15 protein-coding genes and 1 tRNA gene are annotated in these 22,619 nt (G+C 49.5%); 4 read left to right on the top strand and 12 right to left on the bottom strand.

Features of this window, described 5'->3' with window-relative positions; genetic code table 11:
* Nucleotides 1-146 precede the first annotated feature (146 nt).
* Together H8S18_RS14100 and H8S18_RS14105 are read left to right on the top strand one after the other, a co-directional pair.
* Nucleotides 147-1,208 (top strand): undecaprenyldiphospho-muramoylpentapeptide beta-N-acetylglucosaminyltransferase, encoded by a 1,062-nt coding sequence (locus H8S18_RS14100; protein WP_186858926.1) that lies wholly within the window; start codon nucleotides 147-149, stop codon nucleotides 1,206-1,208.
* A complete protein-coding gene (locus H8S18_RS14105) occupies nucleotides 1,205-2,680 on the top strand; it encodes a TRM11 family SAM-dependent methyltransferase (RefSeq protein WP_186858927.1) in 1,476 nt (491 codons plus the stop codon). Before H8S18_RS14100 ends, H8S18_RS14105 begins: the two co-directional genes overlap by 4 nt.
* Nucleotides 2,681-2,735: 55 nt before the next feature.
* Here H8S18_RS14105 and H8S18_RS14110 read toward each other — a convergent pair whose 3' ends face one another.
* The 12 genes from H8S18_RS14110 to H8S18_RS14165 all read right to left on the bottom strand — a co-directional run bounded on the left by H8S18_RS14110 (nucleotide 2,736) and on the right by H8S18_RS14165 (nucleotide 20,834).
* Nucleotides 2,736-4,007 carry an MFS transporter gene (locus H8S18_RS14110; RefSeq protein ID WP_186858928.1) on the bottom strand — a complete coding sequence of 424 codons (1,272 nt, stop codon included), beginning with the start codon at nucleotides 4,005-4,007 and terminating at the stop codon, nucleotides 2,736-2,738.
* 26 nt (nucleotides 4,008-4,033) lie between these two features.
* Entirely contained in the window at nucleotides 4,034-4,579 is a 546-nt protein-coding gene (locus H8S18_RS14115) for a flavodoxin family protein (RefSeq protein ID WP_186858929.1), read from the bottom strand.
* 246 nt (nucleotides 4,580-4,825) lie between these two features.
* A complete protein-coding gene (bioB, locus tag H8S18_RS14120; RefSeq protein ID WP_186858930.1) occupies nucleotides 4,826-5,785 on the bottom strand; it encodes a biotin synthase BioB in 960 nt (319 codons plus the stop codon).
* Complete coding sequence (locus H8S18_RS14125) at nucleotides 5,782-6,357, bottom strand: biotin transporter BioY (RefSeq protein ID WP_186858931.1); 576 nt, start codon at nucleotides 6,355-6,357, stop codon at nucleotides 5,782-5,784. Before H8S18_RS14125 ends, bioB begins: the two co-directional genes overlap by 4 nt.
* Before the next feature lie 97 nt (nucleotides 6,358-6,454).
* A complete protein-coding gene (locus H8S18_RS14130) occupies nucleotides 6,455-6,952 on the bottom strand; it encodes a hypothetical protein (protein ID WP_186858932.1) in 498 nt (165 codons plus the stop codon).
* A 503-nt stretch (nucleotides 6,953-7,455) separates the two neighbouring features.
* Nucleotides 7,456-10,314: an excinuclease ABC subunit UvrA gene (gene uvrA, locus H8S18_RS14135; protein ID WP_186858933.1), complete on the bottom strand. Its 2,859-nt coding sequence runs from the start codon at nucleotides 10,312-10,314 to the stop codon at nucleotides 7,456-7,458.
* 148 nt (nucleotides 10,315-10,462) lie between these two features.
* Nucleotides 10,463-12,415, bottom strand: coding sequence for an excinuclease ABC subunit UvrB (uvrB, locus tag H8S18_RS14140; RefSeq protein WP_186858934.1), 1,953 nt, complete (start codon nucleotides 12,413-12,415; stop codon nucleotides 10,463-10,465).
* A gap of 255 nt (nucleotides 12,416-12,670) precedes the next feature.
* Complete coding sequence (locus H8S18_RS14145) at nucleotides 12,671-14,155, bottom strand: MDR family MFS transporter (RefSeq protein WP_186858935.1); 1,485 nt, start codon at nucleotides 14,153-14,155, stop codon at nucleotides 12,671-12,673.
* An 89-nt stretch (nucleotides 14,156-14,244) separates the two neighbouring features.
* A complete protein-coding gene (locus tag H8S18_RS14150; protein WP_186858936.1) occupies nucleotides 14,245-15,396 on the bottom strand; it encodes a uroporphyrinogen decarboxylase family protein in 1,152 nt (383 codons plus the stop codon).
* A 68-nt stretch (nucleotides 15,397-15,464) separates the two neighbouring features.
* Entirely contained in the window at nucleotides 15,465-16,466 is a 1,002-nt protein-coding gene (locus H8S18_RS14155) for a LacI family DNA-binding transcriptional regulator (RefSeq protein ID WP_186858937.1), read from the bottom strand.
* A gap of 86 nt (nucleotides 16,467-16,552) precedes the next feature.
* Nucleotides 16,553-20,125, bottom strand: coding sequence for an FtsX-like permease family protein (locus tag H8S18_RS14160; RefSeq protein WP_186858938.1), 3,573 nt, complete (start codon nucleotides 20,123-20,125; stop codon nucleotides 16,553-16,555).
* A gap of 4 nt (nucleotides 20,126-20,129) precedes the next feature.
* Entirely contained in the window at nucleotides 20,130-20,834 is a 705-nt protein-coding gene (locus tag H8S18_RS14165) for an ABC transporter ATP-binding protein (RefSeq protein ID WP_186858939.1), read from the bottom strand.
* Nucleotides 20,835-21,036: 202 nt separating this feature from the next.
* On the opposite strand from H8S18_RS14165, the gene H8S18_RS14170 reads away from it, so the two are divergent.
* Nucleotides 21,037-21,113: transfer RNA gene (locus H8S18_RS14170), tRNA-Ala, on the top strand.
* A gap of 649 nt (nucleotides 21,114-21,762) precedes the next feature.
* Complete coding sequence (locus tag H8S18_RS14175; RefSeq protein WP_186858940.1) at nucleotides 21,763-22,608, top strand: patatin-like phospholipase family protein; 846 nt, start codon at nucleotides 21,763-21,765, stop codon at nucleotides 22,606-22,608.
* The last annotated feature ends 11 nt before the right edge of the window (nucleotides 22,609-22,619 follow it).

Here is a 22,619-nt window from a genome sequence, read left to right on the forward strand (position 1 = left end):
GATCTATATCCAATTTTTTCATATCTTTTTCCTTTCCATGCCAGTCCCGGAATATTATTTTGCCCAAAATGCCATAACCACGCTCTTGCCCACGACTATCCAATATGCTATGATGGGTAAGGTTATTATTCCAAGGCAGGTATTTTATGAGTAAAAAAATCGTTTTGACAGGCGGCGGCAGCGCCGGGCACGTAACGCCCAACCTTGCCCTCATTCCCGGGCTTCAAGGGCATGGGATCGAAGTACATTATATCGGCACGGAAGACGGCATCGAGCATACGCTCGTACATGGCATTCCCTACCACGTAATCGAAGCAGGCAAGATGCGCCGCTATGCAAGCGCCAAAAATATCAGCGATATCTTTAAAATTATCAAGGGATACGGGCAGGCAAAAAAAATCCTGCGCGACCTTCGTCCTGATCTCGTGTTTGCAAAGGGCGGCTTTGTATCGGTTCCCGTCGCATGGGCTGCCGCAAAAATAGGAATTCCCGTTATTCTGCATGAAAGCGATTATACTCCCGGCCTTGCGAACCGTCTGTGCACAAAAAAAGCGCAGAAAATCTGTCTTTCCTTTGATACGCGTGAGTCTGCGGGTGGAAAGGGGATCCTGACCGGATCACCAATCCGAAGCGACCTTCTAACCGGCGAACGGGCTGCCGGTCTAAAAAAACTGGGGTTTAGCGGCTCAAAACCCGTGTTATTAATAATGGGAGGATCTTTAGGTGCACAGGCGATAAACGATGCTGTAGACGCGGGAATTGATAGATTGACCAAACGGTATAGTATTGTCCACCTGCGCGGGAAAGGAAAATTGAATCCTGCATTGGAAGCTATGCCCGATTATCGGCAATTCGAATATGTGGAAGATGGTCTTAACGATATCTTTGCGGCGGCCGATCTTGCGCTTTCGCGCTCGGGCGCCAATGCGATTTTTGAATTTCTTGCGTTGCGGCTCCCTGCGCTCCTTGTACCGTTGCCTCTTTCTGCAAGCCGCGGAGATCAAATTTTGAACGCAAACTATTTCCAGAAACGAGGCTATGCAAAAGTGCTGGAACAGGAAAATTTGAATTGCGACACTTTGCTTACAGCCCTTTGTGATCTTGAGGCACACCGGGAAGAATTGGTATTGAATATGACGCAAAGCGCAGAAGCCGATGGTACGAACAATGTCCTCAATATTATTTTAGAGAGCATTGGAGTAAAATGAACATTCAGAATTTTATTGAAAATTATCACAGTATGCCTGCCACTGAACGCAAAGAAGGACTTTCCTATATTATCAAAGAAGGAAAACTTCAAACTGTGTTCAATCAGGCTAAGGGAGCGAATACGCGTGCCGCCCTGCGTGTAATTGCCGATATGGACAACCGCGCGGCCGATTTTGTACGCGCCAATATCGACGGCATTTTAAAGTTTTTGCGCACGGGGGATGCAAAAGTACGCATGCACGCCGCCCAGATTATCGGCAATACTTGTGCGAATGAGTATCTGGATGATCTCATTGACGCGATTATGCATGAACAAACAATGTTTGCCCTTCCTTCTTACCTGCTGGCAATCGGCCGGGCAAAAAACGACCGGGCAAAACGCTTCCTTGATTCTTACCAACTCAGGAGTGATCTGGATAAACACCGCGAAGAGGAAAAGGCAGCCCTTGATAAAGCGCTTGCGGGTTTTATTATTCGCAAAAAAGCGCGCGTGCGTATTCTTCCTACGGATATCGTAATGCTGGCTTCTCCCAACCCCAATGTTACTTATGCCCAATGTGCGCAGGCAGGACTGAATCCCAAGAAACTAGGACGGTATATTGCCGTTTCCGGCCTGAATGATTTTTATGACATTTATCAGCTTCGCACTTATACGGACGCATATATTTATCTTGGTTCCGCTTCTGTCGGAGATCTTCCCACATTTCTTGCGCAGCGCGAACGCGCGGTGATTCAGCGTACCGGCGTGACAGGGTATCGTCTCGAGGTGCGGAGCGTTACACATGAAGTTCGGCTGGATATCATCAAGAAATGTGTTGCTGCAATGAAGGAGCTTATTAATACGCCTTCCTCTTATTCCATCGAAATCATGATTGAAATGGATGGAGACAAAGCGCAGGTGTTTCTGAACCCACTCACAGACGAACGCTTCGCTTACCGCAAAAAAGCGATCCCCGCCAGCATCAATCCCGGAGTCGCTGCCAGTGTATGCGCCTATGCAAGCGAATTTTTCAATCCCGATGCGCGGGTGCTGGATAATTTCTGCGGCAGCGGTACCATGCTTTACGAACGTGGGTTCTATCCGCATCATTCCCTGACCGGAGCGGATATTAATATGACGGCCGTCGAGGCAGCTAAGGAAAACAGCCGGTATGCTCACGTTCATCCCCAGTTCCACTATATCGACTGCCTGAAATTCACGGCGAAAAAGTACGATGAAATCATTGCGAATATGCCTTTCGGATTGCGTGTGGGCAGTCATTCCAAAAACGAACGGCTGTATAAGGCTTATTTTCGGATCCTGCCCGATATCCTTACAGACGAAGGCCTGGCGGTACTATATACACATGAAAAGCAGCTAACGGAGCAGCTCGTTAAAGAATGCGGAAAGTTCGACATATTGAAGCGGGCGACCTTCACCGCGGGCGGTCTTTATCCCGCCGTGTATGTACTGCGTAAAAACGCAAAATAATCAACTTATAAACAAAAGGAAGCTTCGCTCCCTTTTTTTATTTCCAACGTATTCATCACGCACCTTGTTGTTCCCCGCCCATTTTGCCCGGCACTTCCTGCTTTGTCCTTATCCGTCTCATTGCCAGGATTCCACCGGCGATGATCATTGGAAATACCACTGCGGATAAAAGTCCAATTTTAAGGCCAATTTGTTCCGGTGTAAATCCATCCGCCGCTGCCTGCGCAACAAGCGCGGGTGAACTTTGCGCTCCTTCCGATACGAATCCTGTAATCCACGGTCCAATAGAACATCCGAGGTCTCCGCAGATTGCGAGGATACCAAACATCGCCGTACCCCCGCCTGGGTAACAGGCAGAAGAATAACTGAGCATGCCCGGCCAAAGCAGGCTGACCGCAAGGCCGCAGAGTGAGCATCCCATCAAGGCAAACGCAGGAATATTCGACAATGAGGCAAGCAGATAAGATACCACGCATAAAATAGAGCATACAAGAAGCGCACCCGTAAGATTGATTTTCTTTCCCCACAGTCCATAGAAAGTTCTTCCGACGCCCATAAATACGGCAAACAGGCATGGACCAAGCAAATCGCCCATCACCTTGGAAACCCCCAGCGCCTTTTCCGCAAATAAGGACGACCATTGCGCCATAGATAATTCGGCAGCCCCCGCACACAACATCATAATCATGGCAATCATGAATATTTTTGATGCAAGTAATTTCTTAATCGGGATCTTTTCATGCCCTTCCGCAGGCGTAGGGATTGGCACCTTCAGGAAACTGAGACCATTCACAAGCGGAAGCACCGCCCATAAAACGGGCAGTATCATCCACATACCATGCCCGCATATCTGCAGGAATACCGTGGAAAGCAACACCACCAACACCTGCCCCCAACAATAAAAGGAATGCAGCAGGCTCATTGCGGATGCCTTGTCATCCCCCGGCACCGCATCTACGATCGGGCTGATCAACACTTCGATCAGGCCCCCGCCGATTGCATAAAAAATCACCGCAAGGCACAGCCCGGCATAAGGCATCATGATGTTCGGCAGGATCCCGAGGGCAACCAACCCAACCGTACAAAGGATATGCGCCGTTACCATGCACTTTCGGTAGCCGATTTTGTCTGCAAATTTTACTGCGATCGCATCCACGACAAGCTGCGTACCAAAATTCAGAAAAATCAGGTTCCCGATCATGGAAAGCGATAAATCAAACTGCTGTTGGAAAATAACGAATAAAAGGGGCGCCAGGTTGTTAATTGCCGCCTGTACGATATAGCCCCTGTAGCAGGCATGAATTGTCCGTTTAAAGGTATGTGCCATTTTGCCTCTCCGCTATGCCGCTTGCTTCAGAACTCCGCGCCCATCTTTTCTGCGCGTACGAGTCCATCTGTTTTTTCGATGTCTCCTTTTGCATTTACGCCCGTAAGAACCAGCCTCCCCCGGTCTTTCCAGCCCAGGTATTCCGCAATCAGCTCATAGCTGCGTACAAGGCCGTCAAACGCTTTTTCTTCGGAATCCCCGCCGCAGGTAAGGAGAGCGCATTCTTTATTTTTAAACTCTTTTCCGCCAACCACAAATGCATAAAATTTGTCGATTACATTTTTAATCTGCGCCGGGAAAGAAAACCAGTACAGCGGCGTTGCCACCACCACTGCATCCGCCTCCAATACAGACTGGGCAATGCTGTTAAAATCATCGTTAAAAAAACATGCCCTGCTGCCCCGGTAGCATCCGTCGCATGCCCGGCACCCTTTTACGTCCAAGGCGGCCGTTTCAATTTTTACGGTAGTATGCCCCGCTTCTTGCGCCCCTCTGATAAAAGCATCCGCCATCCGGTCGCTGTTTCCGCCCTTACGCGGGCTGCCCGTTAATACTACAATATTTTTCCCCATATATAGTTTCTCCTTTTGTCCTGATTGAAGCTACCTCTATTCTACGGGAAAACCATAAATCCGTAAAGCGTTTATCTTGCGCCATAAGATGATTTTCTTGCGTTTCCAAAGATATCTTTTTTACTTCTATCTCATTTTCTAAAACCAATCGCAGGTCCTGCATATTGGGAAAAGGCAAACAAAAAAGGCTCCATCCGTTCGTATCTGATTGCAAACCGCGAAGCCTTCCCCTCATTCTGTATTAAACTACACCCCGGCTTCAAAACCGCATTCCCGTATCATTTGACTATCGCTTTCTTTGGTGATTCCCGCCGTAGTGAGCATATCTCCCGTGATCGCCGCATTTACGCCGGAGCGCAGCATGCGCCTGCCCCGGTCTCTCAAGTGAATCCTTCCTCCCGCAAGCCGTATTTGCGCCTCTGGCAGCAAAAAACGGAACACTGCCGCCGTCCGCTCCGCCTCCTTGCCGCTCAATACCGGATTGCCGTCAAGCGGCGTGCCCTCCACGGGGTTAAGGATGTTCAGGGGAACGGAACGTATTCCCAGCTCCCGAAGTGTGAGGGCCATCTCAATGCGGTCTTCCATGCTTTCTCCCATGCCGATGATCCCACCGCTGCATACCGTAAGGCCCGCATTCTGCGCCGTACGAATGGTTGAAATTTTGTCGTCATAAGAGTGCGTCGTGCATATTTTTGGAAAATAGTCCCGCGAAGTTTCGAGGTTATTGTGATAACGCGATACGCCTGCCTGCCGAAGCATCTCAAATTGTTTTTGCGTAAGCAGGCCGTGGGATGCACACAGGGAAAGCCCGCATTCTTCCTTTATTTTCCGGTAAATCCCGCACAGTTGCTCTATTTCCGCGTCCGTAAGCCGTTTCCCGGAAGTAACGATGGAAAAGCGGTTTACGCCGCCCGCGCAATTTTTTCGTGCAGCCGTAAGAATTTCTTTCGCATCCAGAAGTTCATAAAACTCCGTTTTGGTTTTATAGTGTATGGATTGGGCGCAAAATTTACAATCTTCCGGACATCTTCCGCTTTTCCCATTGATAATTGAGCATAAATCAAATCTGTTCCCACAGGCTGTACGCCGGATTTCATCCGCTGCGCGCCGCAGTTCCTCCAGTTCACATTTCGAGAGAAACAAGGCCTCTCCCTTGGACAAAAGCCCTCCCCTTACAGCCTTTTCCTGAAGCTGCCGGATGTTCATTGTCCCGCCTCATTTCTTTTCAGCACTGGAATCATTCGTTTGGCAATCCATGATGCAAGCAAGCACCTTAAAATATCGGCGGGTAAGACAAGCACAATGCAAGACCAAATTGCCGCCCACATACCAATTGGCGTTTGAAGCGCGTAGTTCATAATAAAATAAAAATACAGTACGCCGATCAGATATACAGGTATCATGCCAATCATGCCCGTTGCAAAAAGATTTCCCACTGTCAGTTTTTTCAGCTTTCGCGTACGCATTCCAACTATAAAGGCGCATACTGCAAAACCAATGAGATAACCAAACGTAGGCTTCAATACATACATAATCCCGCCGCCTTCCGTGAAAATCGGAATCCCGGCAAGGCCGATGGCAATATAAATCAGCATTGAAACCGCACCATATTTGGGCCCCAAAAGAAACCCTGCGAGCAAAACGAAAAAGCCCTGAAAAGTAATCGGTACATAAGGAATGGGGATCCTGATGAAAGCGCCGATCGCAATCAGAGCGGCAAAAAGCGCGCATAGAATCATATTCCTTGTTGTGATACGCCGTTTGTCTGTCGTTACCATTATAACTACCTCCGGTTTTTTGTACCGTCTCAGAATATCATATTCCGTTTTTATTGTAAACCTTAAATTTAAAATTAGTTTACACATCTATCTTAAGCTATCGCTCTTTCGCCTTTTTAGCGTCCTTCCACAAATGGAGCTTTAAGATCGCCAAACGCGCGGCCGGTTGGGCTATGCACAGTTCTACGAATAAAGATATGGCAAAATTGTGCGGCCATTTATAGAAGAACAGCCGAATCGGTTCTAATGTAATTGACCGTGTTCCGATCCATATTCCGATTATAGTTAATAAAATCGACATCAGAAAAACCGTACATAAGGTATTCACTATGATCTGGGCATGAAAGCTGTCTTTTTTAGAAACGATTATCGAAGTCAATTTTTCAGCGGGCATATAGGTCAACAATACGGCGCCTATAACGCTCATCCAAATAAAAGGCAGTACAGTCAAAACGTCTTGCCAAACAGACAAATAGAAGCCTGCTTCAAAACAGGTAATCAAGGGTGCTATAATATTTACAGATATAATTGAGACAATTCCCAAAAATATAGCAAATTCTTTTTTGCTGCGCGGTAATTTCATATAAAATTCCATTTTTCCCTCCTTAAAATAGAAAAAGCGTAAAACCAAACAAATTGATTTTACGCTGAACCATTATACGCATTTTCATTATTTAAATTATATCACCAAAAATGATATTTAGCAACGAATGACAAATTTAATTATTAATGGTTCCATTGTATATATGAAGCAATAACGGTATAGTTTAAAGATCCGCCATGATTGGTTATAAGATTGTTCTAAAAGAGTATACCCTCTATATTGGCCGTTTTCAGGAGTTCTTTTGTCCTATCGTAATTGGACGTTCTTTTGACGGCATCTATGAAATGGCAGAAGAGGTAGTGATGTTGATTCTGTATTGTTTAAAATGGAAAGGAGGCGGGCTTCCCCGCCCCACGCCACTGAAAACGTCCGTCCCCAAGCAAAAATTGAAGGACATGGCCCCGCTTCAGTTCCGCGTCCACCCCCTTCAATCCGCTTAATCCATTTTTGTCTGACTTTTGGGGGTCAGTTCATACTGCCGGCGTTTTTCATTCCTATTTCTTTTTCGGCTGTAAATAGTGTTCGGGAGTTGCATTATCAAAAATGCGCTTTAAATATTCTCCCGTATAACTCCCCGGCGTTTCCGCTACCTTTTTCGGTACGCCCTGTGCGATCACCGTGCCGCCTTTGTCGCCGCCGTCCGGTCCCATATCAATGATGTAATCCGCACTCTTGATCACATCCAGGTTGTGCTCAATGACCACCACTGTATTCCCCTTATCCGCAAGGCGGTTCAGCACTTTCACGAGACGCTTCACATCGTCCATGTGCAGGCCCGTCGTCGGTTCGTCAAGGATAAAAAGCGTATTTCCAGTCTGTTTCTTGGCAAGGTGCGTAGCGAGTTTCACACGCTGCGCCTCGCCGCCTGAAAGAGTCGTGGATGGCTGGCCAAGTTTGATATAGGAAAGCCCCACGTCCAGCAGTACTTTCAGCTTGCTTTCAATACGCGGAATGTTCTCAAAGAACTTATGCGCCTCTTCTACTGTCATGTCCAGCACTTCAAAAATATTTTTGCCTTTATAGCGCACCTCGAGCGTCTCGCGGTTGTAGCGCTGGCCCTTGCATACCTCGCACGGTACGTATACATCCGGCAGGAAGTGCATTTCGATCTTGATGATGCCGTCTCCGCGGCATGCTTCGCACCGCCCGCCTTTGACATTGAAGGAAAAGCGGCCTTTCTGGTAGCCGCGCGCTTTCGCATCCTGCGTCATGGCAAAAATATCGCGGATCATGTCGAACAAGCCGGTATATGTCGCCGGATTGGAACGCGGCGTCCGTCCGATGGGCGACTGGTCAATATCCACAATCTTGTCCACATACTCCAGCCCGTCGATGCGGTCGTATTCGCCCGGCCGGTCCTTGGAATGGTAAAATTTCTGCATCGCCGCCTTTTTGAGGATATGATTTACAAGCGAGGACTTTCCACTGCCTGATACGCCCGTTACCGCAGTAATTACACCCGTCGGAAAAGAAACGTCGATGTTTTTCAGATTGTTTTCTTTTGCGCCGCGTACGGTGATCCACTTCTTCGGTTTCCTGAGTTTCGCCGGAATGCGAATCAGCTTTTTACCAGACAGGTATTGTCCGGTAATGCTCTTTTTATTCGCCATAATCTGCTTTGGCGTTCCTTCTGCAACCACCTTGCCGCCGTGCGCGCCCGCTCCCGGCCCGATGTCTACAATATGGTCTGCGTTAAGCATCGTTTCTTCGTCATGCTCCACCACAATCAGCGTGTTTCCAAGATCACGAAGCCCTTTCAGTGTCGCCAGCAATTTATCGTTGTCCTTCTGGTGCAAACCGATGCTTGGCTCATCAAGTATATACAACACACCCATAAGGCCGCTGCCAATCTGCGTCGCCAAACGGATGCGCTGCGCCTCCCCACCGGAAAGCGTTCCCGCCGCGCGGGAAAGCGTAAGGTAATCGAGCCCTACGTTAATAAGAAAGTCAAACCGCGCGTTAAGCTCCTTCAATACCCGCTCAGCAATCATTTTCTGCTTGTTGTCAAGCTTCACGGTATTCACGTAGTCCCGCGCCGCACGAATCGACATATCCGAAAGCTCCGCAATGTTTTTGTCGCCGATCTTTACGGCGAGCGTCTCCGGTTTGTAGCGCTGGCCATGACATACTGGGCACGGCGTCTCTACCATATAGCTCTCGATTTCGCCCTTCATGTATTCCGAGGTCGTCTCCGCATAGCGCCGTTCAAGGTTGGGGATAATTCCTTCAAAGGCGGCGTTATAGTGGCCCGAGCCACCCATGCCGTCATATTCCACGCGCAGCTTTTCTCCATTTGTGCCATACAAGAGCGCATGCTTCACCTCATCCGTCAGTTCCTCATAAGGTGTATCCATATCAAATTTATAACGCTTCATCATCGCGTCGAGATAATTTTTGGCAATCGTTCCAACCGTACCGAAATTCCATCCTGAAGCTTTTACCGCCCCCTCGCGCAATGTCTTTGTTTTATCCGGCACAATAAGGTCCGGATCGATTTTGAGCAGCATGCCAAGGCCCGTGCATTCCGGACATGCCCCGAACGGACTGTTAAAGGAAAACATCCGCGGGGAAAGCTCCTCAATGCTCACGCCGCAGTCTGCGCAGGCAAAATTTTCATTCATCAGCGTCTCTTCGCCTGTCTCCATATTTCGGATAATCACAAGCCCGTCCGCCATCCGCAGCGCTGTTTCAATGGAGTCCGTGGCGCGCTTTGCACTCTCCGGTTTTACGATAATGCGGTCCACTACCGCAGAAATAGAATGCTTCTTCTGCTTCTCAAGCTTGATTTCCGCATCCAGTTCGACCGTTTCCCCATCTACCACCGCGCGCACATAGCCTTCCTTTGCAAGGCCTTCGAGCACCTTTTTATGTTCGCCCTTCTTGGCACGGATCACAGGGGCGAGGATCATGAGTTTCGTTCCTTCAGGGTTCTTCATTACCCGGTCTACCATCTGGTCAACCGTCTGCCGCGAAATCTTCTTGCCGCACTTCGTGCAATACACCTCGCCCGCCCGCGCGTAAAGAAGCCTCAGGTAATCATGTATTTCCGTCACCGTCCCAACAGTGGAACGCGGGTTTCGCGCCGTGGTTTTTTGATCGATGGAAATTGCGGGTGACAGCCCTTCAATGAGGTCTACATCCGGCTTTTCCATTTGTCCCAGGAATTGCCTCGCATACGAAGACAGCGATTCCACATATCTTCGCTGGCCTTCCGCATAGATCGTATCAAACGCGAGCGATGATTTCCCGCTTCCGGAAAGCCCGGTAATTACAATGAATTTGTCGCGCGGAAGCATAATATCAATGTTTTTCAAATTATGCTCGCGCGCGCCCTTGATGCGTAAGTAGTCCATTCTTCCTCCTCGTTGTCCAAATTTTAAATTTTCTTTTATTACGGCAAAGAGCTGCATGGGCAGGGTATCTGCGCAAATAGGCTTTGCCGCGCCATCCGCCGTCAAGCCTTCGAATATCGCGCATAAATCCTCCCGTGCACCCTTCGCGTTACTTTTTCAGTTCTTCGATCATATCACGCAGTTTTGCCGCAACTTCAAATTCAAGCTCTGCGGCAGCCTGCTTCATCTGCTGTGTCAGCAGGTCAATGCGCATATTGCGTTCGCCCTTCGGCAGTTTTGCAAGATCCTCTTCTTCCGCCTTTTGTGAGATTGCCAGCGCTTCGCTGACCTCTTTTGAAATCGTCGTAGGCGTAATTCCATGTTCTTCGTTATATTTTCTTTGCAGTGCACGGCGGCGCTCGGTCTCCGTCACAGCGGCCTTGATCGATCGGGTGATCGTATCCGCATACAAAATGACGCGCCCTTCCGCATTCCGTGCCGCGCGGCCAATCGTCTGTATGAGGGATGTCTCGTTCCGCAGAAATCCTTCCTTATCCGCATCGAGGATAGCAACAAGCTCCACTTCCGGAATATCGAGTCCTTCGCGCAACAGGTTGATGCCCACCAGCACGTCAAATTCTCCAAGGCGCAGGCCACGCACAATCTCAATGCGCTCCAGCGTATCTATATCCGAATGCATGTACTTCACGCGGATCCCCATCTCCGTATAATACTCCGTAAGCCGCTCTGCAAGCCGCTTGGTCAGCGTCGTTACGAGTACGCGCCTGCCGCGCGCGGTAATTTCCCCGATCTCCCCTAAAAGGTCGTCAAGCTGTCCCTCTGTTTTGCGGATCTCAATTGCTGGGTCAAGAAGCCCCGTTGGACGGACGATCTGTTCCACCACAGCGCCGCCGGCCAGGTCGCGCTCATATTCAGCGGGCGTCGCGGAGACATACACCGCCTGGTGTACACGTTCGTTAAACTCGTCAAACTGAAGCGGACGGTTGTCGAAGGCAGATGGCAGGCGAAACCCATAATCCACCAGCATCTGTTTGCGTGCGCGGTCGCCGTTGTACATCGCCCGCACTTGCGGAAGCGTCACATGGGATTCATCCACAAACAGCAGGTAATCATCCGGAAAATAATCCATCAGCGTATATGGCGGTTGACCGGGCGAACGCCCGTCAAAATACCGCGAATAATTTTCAATTCCCGAACAATATCCCAGCTCTTTGAGCATTTCAATGTCATACATTGTGCGCTGCTGAATCCGTTCGGCTTCGAGCAGCTTGCCCTGCCCTTGGAACAGTTCCACCTGTTTTAAAAGATCGCGCCTGATGTCCGGCAAATGGGCCAGTACCTTTTCGTGGTCCATCGCATAATGCGATGCCGGAAAAATGATAACATATTTCTCGATACTCAGCTTTTTGCCCGTCAGCGCGTCGATCTCCGAAATCTGCTCGATCTCATCCCCAAAATATTCCACGCGGACCGCTTTTTCACTCTGTCCCGCCGGAAAGATTTCCACAACCTCCCCGCGTACCCGGAAGGTCCCGCGCATCATATCCGTATCGTTTCTCGTATAGTTGATGGAAACAAGTTTATCGAGGAGTACCTCGCGCGAATATTCCATACCCTCCCGAAGGGCAACTGCAAGATTGCCGTAATCTTCCGGCGCGCCGATGGAATAAATACAGGAAACGCTCGCCACTACGATGACATCCCTGCGCTCCAGAAGAGACGAGGTTGCCGAGTGGCGCATCTTATCGATTTCATCATTGATGCTCGCATCCTTTTCAATATAGAGGTCACGTCCCGGAATATATGCTTCCGGCTGGTAGTAATCATAGTAGGAGACAAAGAATTCCACCGCATTGTTTGGGAAAAATTCTTTGAACTCGCTGCAAAGCTGCGCTGCCAGAGTCTTGTTATGTGCGAGGATCAGCGCCGGGCGCTGTGTACGTGCGATCACATTCGCCATGGTAAACGTTTTCCCGCTGCCCGTCACTCCGAGAAGTACCTGCGCCCGTTTATTTTCTTCCACTCCGCGCACCAGTTCGTCAATGGCCTGGGGCTGGTCGCCCGCCGGAGCGTACCGTGAATGCAGTTCGAATCTGTCCATAATGCCTCCATTTTCCCAAAAATGAGTAACTTATATTATACCATATTTCGCAGGAAAAATGATTAATTTATCGGTATTTCCACAAACAAAAAAAGACGCGGGGCACCTCTTTCTTCCTTGTGCCAATCCGCCTCTAAAAAAGCTTCGGCGGCTCCCACAGCCGCGTTTTCCCGTCCATGGGATAATACGTTCGTATTTTTCCAATAGGCCATATAACTCCAGCCGGTTTTCTTTCGTCCCCATGGAACGGTTATATCAAACAAACAGCCTGCCGTTTGTCCCTCCATGTCTGGTCCGCCGCCGGTCCTTTTTGAACGTTTCTTTTTTTGTTCCGCGTACAAAGATCACCGCCAGAATGAGCGCCGCCGCGCATAATATTGCAGAGAACAGGAAAGACATATGTACTCCATAAACACCCGCGCGGGTTGGCGAATCAAAATCCGAACCTGCAATCGCAGCCGACATTACCGTCACCATCAGGGCCGAACCGATGGCTCCCATTACCTGCCGCATGGTGTTGTTAACCGCTACACCGTCTGGTATTTTTTTCAAATCCAGGGAATCTACGCTCCATGTGGTCGTCGGCATAATCAGGAATCCAAGGCCGATACAGCGTACACAGTAATCTGCCACCAGCACTCCCATTGGCGTACTCGCGTTTGTCATCACAAGCAGCAGCGTTCCTCCGGTCAGGAACGCTGAGCCAATAATCAGCGTTGCCCGCGCTCCCAGCCGGTCAAGCATCCAGCCTGAAATTGGGCTGGTTATTGCCATCAGAAATGCGCCGGGCAGCAAAGTCAGCCCAGAAACAAAAGCCGTCCTTCCCAGATAACTCTGGATATAAATAGGCAGCACAATCCCCATTCCGAGGAACGCAAAATAGTAAAGGGAGATGAGCGCGGTTCCTACGGCAAAATCCCGGTTTTTAAAAATACGCACGTCCAGCAGCGGATTTTTGATCCGAAGCTGCCGCCGCACAAAAAAAACGAGAGACAGGATTCCCACCGCCAGCGGTACGATCACGAGCAGATGAACCAATCCATAGTCCGAAAGGCTCGTGAATGCAAGCAGCAGCCCGCCAAACCCGCACGAAGAAAGAAGGATCGACGTTTTATCGAGCGTCCCGGATGCTTCCTCCCGGTTTACATTTTTCAACAGAAATACGGAGCACAGTAAAATTGCCCCGGAGAACACGGACAACAGCAGGAAAATGCTTTGCCATCCGTAAGTATCATTCAGCCATCCGGACAGGGTGGGCGCAATCGCGGGAGCAAAGCTGACTGCAAGCCCCACAATTCCCATGGCAAACCCACGGCGGTGAAGCGGCGCCAGTTCGAGCACAATAACATTTAAAAGCGGAAACAAGATTCCCGTACCCATCGCCTGCAAAACCCGCCCCATAAGCAGTATCATAAAATTCCCGGAAAAAAGGGCGAGCAGGGAGCCCGCAAAAAAAAGCGACATACAGGTATAAAACAATTGGCGCGTAGAAAATTTCCCAATCAAAAAAGACGTGGTCGGTACCATGATTCCAATGACGAGAAGATAAATTGTCGTGAACCATTGCCCTAGGCCGACCGATACTTCAAGTTCGGCAACAATACGCGGCAACGCGGATGTAAGGAGCGTCTGCGTAAGCGAGCCGACGAATGTTCCAACCAGAATGACCATAATGGTCGGCATATATTTTTTATCCACGCCCATTGTTCCTTTCCCTTGTCCGCAAAAAAGTAGTTGCATTCGCAACTACTTTCAGCAATACGGTTATGTTACCTCTGTTCCATCCGTTTGTCAAGAAAATCTCTTCCTATCTAAAAAGAATGCCCGAATCAAAGCTTTTTTGGTCCGCCTTTGATTGGATAAGCGCCATATTTCAAGGTCGTATCGATCATAGCCAGAATATTTTCCGGCGGCACATCCGCCTGTATATTGTGCCCGCCCGACATAATATATCCACCGCCCGGCGCAAGCGCGTCAATTTTCAGTTTGACGTCGCGTTCCACTTCTTCCACGGTTCCGTACGGCAGCACAGTCTGGTTCCGCAGGTTCGAATAAAAAACCAAGGCATTTCCAAATTCTTTCTTCAACAAATAAGGATCCCGGAGCCCCTCCGCATCTCCCTGCACAGGATGCACAACGTCGATCCCGGCTTCTGCAAACGCCTCGAGTGCCCAATAGACTGCGCCGCACGAATGAAGCGCAACCTTTACATTCGCACGTTTTTTTACAAAAGCAGTAAATTCCCGGTAGCGCTTCACAAAGATATCCCGGAACATTCCCGGACTCATCAGCGGAGCAATCTGCGTCCCCCAGTCATCCCCCATCCATATCATTTCAATAAATTCCCCAATGGCGTCAAGATATCCCCCAAAAAAGTCGATCTGCCATTCCAATATCCGGTCGATCAACGCTTCCATCATCTTTGTTTCAAGGGCAATTTTTTCCATAAATTCCTGATATCCTACGATTTCCGAGGGCAGGTAAAACAATGAGGCCGCATTTCCCCCAATAACCGCGTAATCCGTCGTATCATACAGGTTTTGCGCCTTTTCACGCAGTCCGGAAAAACGTGAAGGATCCGCGGCGTCCGGAATCCGGTATTTTTTTATTTTTTCCATCGTGCATTCTGCGAGCGGCGCTTCTACGGCCTCATCATACAGGCCTGCATTGATCCGTTTCACACCCCATTCATCGTGCCAGGAGGAATCCTGCTCTACTCTGATTTCAAATCCCTCCGGTGCATTTGCAAAAAGGTAGCGCGTATCTGAATGCAAGCGTTCATATACGGATTCCTTAAGCGCAGCCAAATGTTGAATCCGGTCATAGTAACAGATCTCGTCCCGTTCCCCAAGGAATTCGAGCAAATTCCGATACGCCACATCATGCACTCCGTTGTGCATATCTCCCCCTACGTCGATCGGCACCCGGTCCGCTTCCTTATGTTCGAGCGCCAGACGAAACCTTTCCCTTGAAGTCATCATGATTTTTCTCCCCGTTTCTTTTTATTTTCAAAATTGTGCACGTGCACAATTTTGTTTAAAAATTTTTCTTATATGCTCTCGCTGGTAATAATTTCAATTTTTGTAAGATATTCCTTTTGCGCTGGCATTTCCCCTTTCACCAAATAATCCAGCAACAGCTTCAAAGCCAAATATCCTTCGCGGTACGGCTCCTGGCAAATTATAAAATCCGCACTTCCCTGAACCAGCATACGGACCGAGGACGTCCCCATATCGCTTAATATCACGCGTACCTTCCCTTGCTGATTGCATTCCCGCAGTGCGCGTTCCAAGCCGTCCGTCCCAAGCCCTGTTGTCATATAAATTCCATCCGGCCGTTCCTCTAAAATCCGCTTTCCGGCTGCATATGTTTTTTCGTCATCATCCCCATTTTCATAAATACCAAAGACCTCAAGCCCATTTTCCGCCGCATATCCACGAAATCCTTCGATCCGGTCCCGGTGCGCCTGCAAGCCGAGCCCTGTGGCGATAATGCCAATTTTCGCAGATGGACGCAGCAACATCGCCATAAGCTGCCCTGCCGTTCTCCCGCTTTTTACCAGTTCATTTCCAACAAAACAGATTCGTTCGGTTCCACGGATATCGGACAACAACGTAACCACCGGGCCAGGGAAATTCCTTAGCGCATCTTTTACCTTTTCATCGTCCACACCAACCAAAACGATTCCATCCGCACGCCTTTTCTTCATTTCGGCAATTGCGGAAAGTTCATCTTCCGCCGTCAGTCCGCTCATTTCCAGACAGCCTACTTCAAATCCCATTCCTTCGTATTCCGCGGCCGCAGTATCGATTCCTTCGCGAACCTGCATATAAAAATCGCTTTCAATTTTTGGCAGCAATACGCCGATCACTCCCTGCCTCCGCTGCTTTACAAGGGCCTTTCCGGCGACATTCGGCCGATAACCGTATTCATCGATTACAGCTTGGACTTTCAAGCGTACTTCATCCTTCACATTCGGTTTATGATTTAAGACGCGATAAACGGTTGCGCGCGATACACCCGCCAGTTTCGCAATTTCGTATGAGGTCATCTTTGATTGCCTTTCATAATTGTTCACGTGCACAATACTATTATACCAAACTTTTCATATAAGTCAACTTCGCCTTCCCGCAGGCTTTACTCAATTGATTTCATAGATTCCACCATATTAATTTTTTTCAGCTTGAAATGCAATACGAAGTTCACAATGAAAGTGAAGGCCATCGTAAGCGCACCCGCGTACAAAAATGCCGTCCACGGAATTTCCGGCGCAAACATCACGATATCCACTTCCGCCGTCTGGATGACGAATTTCTCGAGGAATATACCCCCAACAAGCCCGGCCAGCATGCCGATCACTGCTGAAATATTGTTTTCACGGTAAATATAAGCCGACACTTCCTTATCGTAAAAGCCAAGCACCTTGATGGTCGCAAGTTCACGGATACGCTCCGTCACGTTGATGTTCACGAGGTTATACATCACGATAAACGCAAGCAGCCCCGCCGACATAATCAGCACAAGTACAATGCTTCCAAGGCTGTCTGCAATATCGGAAAACTGGGTCACTGAGCTCTCTGCATAAGAGATTCCCTGAATATTGTCATACCCGAGGATCGTCTCGGAAAGGCGGCTTAAATCCGCGCTGTCTTCCGTATTGAACAGGAAAGTGTTTACCACAGGTTCCGCACCAAAAATCTGCCGGTAATATGCAGGCGACATATACACATAGTTCATCGCATAATTTTCCGTAATACCGGAAACGCGCACTTCCGCCTCAGTGCCATCCGTAGTTTCAAGAGTAAATGCGCTTCCTTCCTTAAGCCCCAAAAGCTTGGCCAGTTTCTCGTTCACCACCGCGCCGTCGTCCGAAAGTGAAAGCGGAGTGTGCCCTTCCCTTGTGCGCAGCGTTATGTAGTCCCCGAGTCCATCTGGATCCTCCGGCACAAACGCGGTCACGCTCGCTTTATTTTTGCCGGTGCCGGCGTCCATCCCCTGATAGAGCAACATCATATCCTCCGCAATCCCCGGCGTTTCCGCGAGCTTCTGCCGCACGGTCCCGGTCTCTTCCGGCGTGATGTTGCTGTTCATCGCGCCCATTGCGTCATAGATAAAAATTTCACCAAACTGTTTGGGAACGATGGCTCCCACGGAATACTGGAGGCCGAAGCCGGTCAACATCAGCGCCGTACAGCCCGCAATGCCCACAACGGTCATCAATACGCGTTTTTTATACCGGAATAGGTTGCGTGCGGTTACTTTCTGTGTGAAATTCAATTTATTCCACAACCACGTCCATTTTTCAAGCAATACCCGCTTCCCGGAAGGCGGCGCCTTGGGCCGCATCAGCTGTGCGGGCTGCTCTTTAAGCTCCGCATATCCTGCGGCCCACGCTGAAATTCCTGTCACCAAAACCGCTGCTACCGTACACCAAACAGCGTAGTCCCAGCGGAACGGCGTAATCGGTTCGGGCATGAAGTAGCGGAGTTGGTAAGCATGGATAATTGTCGTCGGAAACAAGGTAAAACCAACCGCCAGGCCTGCAATGCTGCCAATAAGGCTCGCCGCAATCGCGTACCAGAGGTATTTTGCCATGATCGCGCGGTTTGTATAGCCAAGCGCCTTCAGTGTACCGATCTGTGTGCGCTGTTCCTCCACCATGCGTGTCATTGTCGTCAGGCATACGAGCGCCGCCACAAGGATAAAAAATACCGGGAACACCTGCGCGACCGCGTCGACTTTCTCCGCATCGTCCTGATAGCTGGAATAACCGGGATTATCGTCCCTGTCCCATACATACCAGACCGGTTTTTGCACATCCGCAAGCTGCGCTTCCGCATCGGCAATCTCCCGGCGGGCGTCTGCCAGTTTTTCGTCCGATTCGCGCTTTCCCTCATCGTAGTCCGCGCGCGCCTGATCAAGCGCCGCCTGTCCGTCCGCAAGCTGCGCTTCCGCGTCGGCAAGCGCTTGGCTCCCCGTCTTTTTTTGAGCCGCAAACTCTGCCCGCCCCGCAGCAAGTTCCGCCGTTCCCGATGCAAGCTGTGCCTTTGCCGTGTCAAGCTCCTGCTGCGCATCGTCAAGCTGCACTCTCGTGGCGTCAAGCGTCTGCCTTGCTTCGTCTAGCTTCTGCTGCGCATCGTCAAGCTGCGCATATCCGTCTGAAATACCTTGCTCGAGTTTAGCAAGTCCCTCTTTTGCGGGCACAAGCTGCTGTTCCTGCGTATCAAGGTAACTATTTACGCCATCCACAACCTGATAAATGCCTGACTTCAGGATTCCTTTCATCGGGCTGTCCGGCGGCGTGAGTACATATTGTTCCAGCATTTCCTTTACCGTAGTCCCGGCTGGTAACGTACCCGGTGGGATCATAGCATCGAGTGTTCCCGCCCCGTCGATCACAGCTGCAACATCCGGCGGTAGCTGCGAAAGATCCGCTGCCGAATCATTTTCATAAGCGGCTGCCACATTGGAGATCCCGGCAGTAAGACTCCTGCCTTCGCTGATCTGCTCTTGCCCGTCCCCAACTTGTTTTTTCAGGATATCACGCTGCTGCTCAAGACTGTGCAGTTCTTTCAGCGCGGCGGCTTTTTGGTCCTCAAAATCGGCGAGGCTCTGGGTATATTCCTGCAATCCGTCTTCATATCGCCGCATGCCGTCTTCATACTCTGCAAGCCCAGCTTCATACTGTGCCTGCCCGTCCTCGAGTTTTTGCCGCGCGGCATTAAGCTTCTCCTGCGCGGCGGCGATCTGCATATCGTATTCATTCCTGTTCTGGTCAAGTTCGGCGCGTCCGGTCAAAAACTCCGCCTGCGCGGCATCGAGCTTCTGCCGCGCGCCCGCAAGCTCTGCGGTTTGTTTTTGCTCGCCGTCCGCAAGTTCCTTCTTTGCATTCCCGATCTTCTCCTGTGCTTCGCTTACGATTTCATCGTAGCGCTCCTGTTCCCGGGTCTCTGCGGTCTGCTCGAACCGTTTGACAGCCTGCTCCACTTCGTCCCGATACGGCTGCTCAAAAGGCGAAAGTCCCTGCGCCGAACCAAGCGTCAGGTAGACATCGGTATATACGTCGAGTTTAAAGTCCCCTTCAGGGATCATTATGAAAGTATCGATTTCTCCGTCGCCAATCTGCGTCTTGCCGCGGTCAAAGGAAATATACTGCGGCGATTCCACGATCCCTACAATAGTAAAGATATCCTGCGCGAGGGTGTCTTCGATCTCTTCGTCTTCTTTTCCGGCAATGAGCTTTATCGTGTTTCCGATTTGGAATTCTTCGGGAGAGTGAATATTTTTTTCCACAACGCATTCGCCCGCTTTTTCGGGCAGACGGCCTTCCTGCAGGACGGGTTTATTGAGCGTGCCCGGATTGTTCAGGTTTTCCGAATCAAGCGAAAGTACTTTTACGATCGTATCGGCCCGGTTCCCCACGTCTACAAACGCGTCTGTGGAATAGGCGGGCATCATCGCCCGAATATCATAATCTTTGCGGATTGCGGCAAGGTCATTGTCGTTAAAACCATAGGTCGAAACAAGATGTACGTCGGCAAGGGCTGTATCCTCGTAGTAACGCTCCATTGTAAGCTTCATATCCGGGCAGCTCGCTTTGACCCCGGCAAAAAAGCCGACGCCGAGCGCAACAATACCCAATATGGAAAAAAAACGGTTGCGGCTTCGCCATATTTCGCACAGCGTTTCTTTGACTAGTTTCGACTTCATATGCCTACCACTCTATTTCTTCCACCGGGGTCGGGTGGCCGTTCAGCTTCACATCCACAACTTTACTGTTTTTAAGCGTAATGACCCTATCCGCCATCGGCGTAATCGCATGGTTATGCGTAATGACCACAACCGTCATATGATCCCGCCTGCACGTATCCTGCAAAAGTTTTAAGATCGTTTTTCCCGTTTCGGAATCAAGCGCGCCCGTTGGCTCGTCGCACAGCAGCAGCTTGGGATTCTTCGCAAGGGCGCGTGCAATTGAGACGCGCTGCTGCTCTCCACCCGAAAGCTGCGCCGGGAAATTGTCCATACGGTCTGCAAGCCCTACCTCCCGCAGGGCTGTTTCCGCATCCTTTGGCTCGCGGCATATCTGCGTCGCAAGTTCTACATTTTCCTTTGCCGTCAGGTTTTGTACGAGATTGTAAAACTGGAATACGAATCCGATATCAAACCGCCTGTATTCCGTCAGCTCCTTCGGCGAATAGCGGCTGATCTCGCAGCCATCCACAAGAATGGTTCCTTCATCGCATTGGTCCATCCCGCCAAGAATATTGAGAACCGTTGTTTTTCCCGCTCCGGAAGAGCCGACAATAACGGCAAACTCTCCTTTTTCTATTTCGAAAGAAACCCCATCCGACGCAGTAATCGTCACTTCACCCATCCGGTATCTTTTATATACGTCTTTTACCTGTACAAAACTTCCCATTGCTTTTCCCGCCTGTAATTGATTGCCGTTTTTATTATATCACAAACTCATATGAACGAAGCTGTATGAATAAATTATGTATGAATTCCTTTTGATAAATAATATACCCGTTTCCCCTCCCAAAAGACAATTATTTCCATTTCTCATCCTCTATAAAACAGATTTACAAGTGAAAATTTGTATGATATAATAATGCGCGTACGGGGCATTAGCGCAGCTGGCTAGCGCACCACACTGGCAGTGTGGGGGTCACCGGTTCGAATCCGGTATGCTCCACCAAACACCAAACAAACCCGCTATTTAAGCGGGTTTTATCTTTTCCATACACGATTTATAAATAGTAGAGCCATCCATTCATAGATGTTCTAGGATCATTCTCAGAAAAGACCGACCTTATTTAGAGCGGCCTATTGTCTCTTTTATTTTTCCCCGGAGCCGGTCTGCGTAAGTCATATCCTATCCCTTAAGATGCTCCTTTAACTCGTCGTTCTGCAAAGGCGCTGAGTCGCCCGTATTTTCCTTTTGCCATTCCAATTCTTTTTTATAGTTTCTCGACATTTTCGCGCCCTCGCTTCCTTGATATACTGTGCCAGTAGGCATACGCATATTATAACTGCGGCAGCGTTTATTATCGATGATTTATCCCCGCTCCCCGATTTTAACCGTTCCAAATATGCAGTGGCCTTTTTGTGTTTCCATAACCGAATCCTCCATATTTATATATTGTATTCCATGGATTCGAAGTTGCCGGGCGAATCAAGCAGCTTTCTCCATGAGTGTGAAAAAAATAATTTTCCCTGGGCCCTCCCGCTTTGTTTTGGTATACTGCGGTAGGGCACCGTCATAGGCAGGAAAAGCAGTTCGGCTGCAGCGCTGGCCTTGACATATTTTTTCCCGTTCTGTTATGATAATTTCCGGAGGCAAAAATATGATTGGCTTGATCGACGGCGGAGGCGGAATGCGCGGTGTCTATACCGCGGGTATTTACGACCGTATGCTGGATGAACACACAAAAATTGATTATGGAATTGGCGTATCCGCCGGGGCCGCCAATATGATTACCTATCTGGCAGGCCAACGCGGACGGACGCTTACTTTCTTTGCGGATTATACCTTCCGCAGGGAATATATGAGCGTCGCCAACTGGCTTAAGGATCGGAATTACCTGAATCTCGATTATATTTATACTACGCTCACAAACCGCGGCGGAGAAAATCCTCTTGATTACGAGGCCTTCTCCAGAACTTCCTGCCCCTTTTTCATCGTGGCAACGGATGCGCAAACAGGAAGGGCACACTATTTTACCCGCAGCGATATTGCACAGGATAGTTATGACGTCCTGAAGGCATCCTGCGCGATCCCGGCGGCATGTAAGCCGTATCCGGTAAACGGCAGGCTTTATTATGACGGCGGCGTCGCCGAGCCGATCCCCTATCAAAAAGCTTTTGACGACGGTTGTGATAAAATCATCGTGTTAATTACACGGCATAAAGATTATGTAAAGCCTAAGCAAAAGAATATGCGTCTCCTTGGCTGGATGTTAAAAAAATATCCGGAAATTGTACAAAAGCTCGCGCATCGCCATGAAGCATATAACCGTTCTATCAAGGAACTCAAGGAACTTGCCCAGCAGGGACGCGCGCTTCTTGTTGCGCCTTCCGATGGTTGCGGTGTGGATACCTTCACCAAAGACCGGAAAGCATTTTTAAGATTATATGAGAAAGGTTACAAAGACGGCGGCGAAGTAGCGGCATTCATACAAAAAAATAATTAGCCCGGGAGTGC

It is taken from the genome of Christensenella tenuis (genome assembly GCF_014287795.1).
GTDB lineage: Bacteria > Bacillota > Clostridia > Christensenellales > Christensenellaceae > Christensenella > Christensenella tenuis.

Coding starts and splice junctions, on each gene's coding strand:
- H8S18_RS14100 (WP_186858926.1), top strand. CDS start 147: ATGAGTAAAAAAATCGTTTTGACAGGCGGCGGCAGCGCCGGGCACGTA.
- H8S18_RS14105 (WP_186858927.1), top strand. CDS start 1,205: ATGAACATTCAGAATTTTATTGAAAATTATCACAGTATGCCTGCCACT.
- H8S18_RS14110 (WP_186858928.1), bottom strand. CDS start 4,007: ATGGCACATACCTTTAAACGGACAATTCATGCCTGCTACAGGGGCTAT.
- H8S18_RS14115 (WP_186858929.1), bottom strand. CDS start 4,579: ATGGGGAAAAATATTGTAGTATTAACGGGCAGCCCGCGTAAGGGCGGA.
- bioB (WP_186858930.1), bottom strand. CDS start 5,785: ATGAACATCCGGCAGCTTCAGGAAAAGGCTGTAAGGGGAGGGCTTTTG.
- H8S18_RS14125 (WP_186858931.1), bottom strand. CDS start 6,357: ATGGTAACGACAGACAAACGGCGTATCACAACAAGGAATATGATTCTA.
- H8S18_RS14130 (WP_186858932.1), bottom strand. CDS start 6,952: ATGGAATTTTATATGAAATTACCGCGCAGCAAAAAAGAATTTGCTATA.
- uvrA (WP_186858933.1), bottom strand. CDS start 10,314: ATGGACTACTTACGCATCAAGGGCGCGCGCGAGCATAATTTGAAAAAC.
- uvrB (WP_186858934.1), bottom strand. CDS start 12,415: ATGGACAGATTCGAACTGCATTCACGGTACGCTCCGGCGGGCGACCAG.
- H8S18_RS14145 (WP_186858935.1), bottom strand. CDS start 14,155: ATGCAACTACTTTTTTGCGGACAAGGGAAAGGAACAATGGGCGTGGAT.
- H8S18_RS14150 (WP_186858936.1), bottom strand. CDS start 15,396: ATGATGACTTCAAGGGAAAGGTTTCGTCTGGCGCTCGAACATAAGGAA.
- H8S18_RS14155 (WP_186858937.1), bottom strand. CDS start 16,466: ATGACCTCATACGAAATTGCGAAACTGGCGGGTGTATCGCGCGCAACC.
- H8S18_RS14160 (WP_186858938.1), bottom strand. CDS start 20,125: ATGAAGTCGAAACTAGTCAAAGAAACGCTGTGCGAAATATGGCGAAGC.
- H8S18_RS14165 (WP_186858939.1), bottom strand. CDS start 20,834: ATGGGAAGTTTTGTACAGGTAAAAGACGTATATAAAAGATACCGGATG.
- H8S18_RS14175 (WP_186858940.1), top strand. CDS start 21,763: ATGATTGGCTTGATCGACGGCGGAGGCGGAATGCGCGGTGTCTATACC.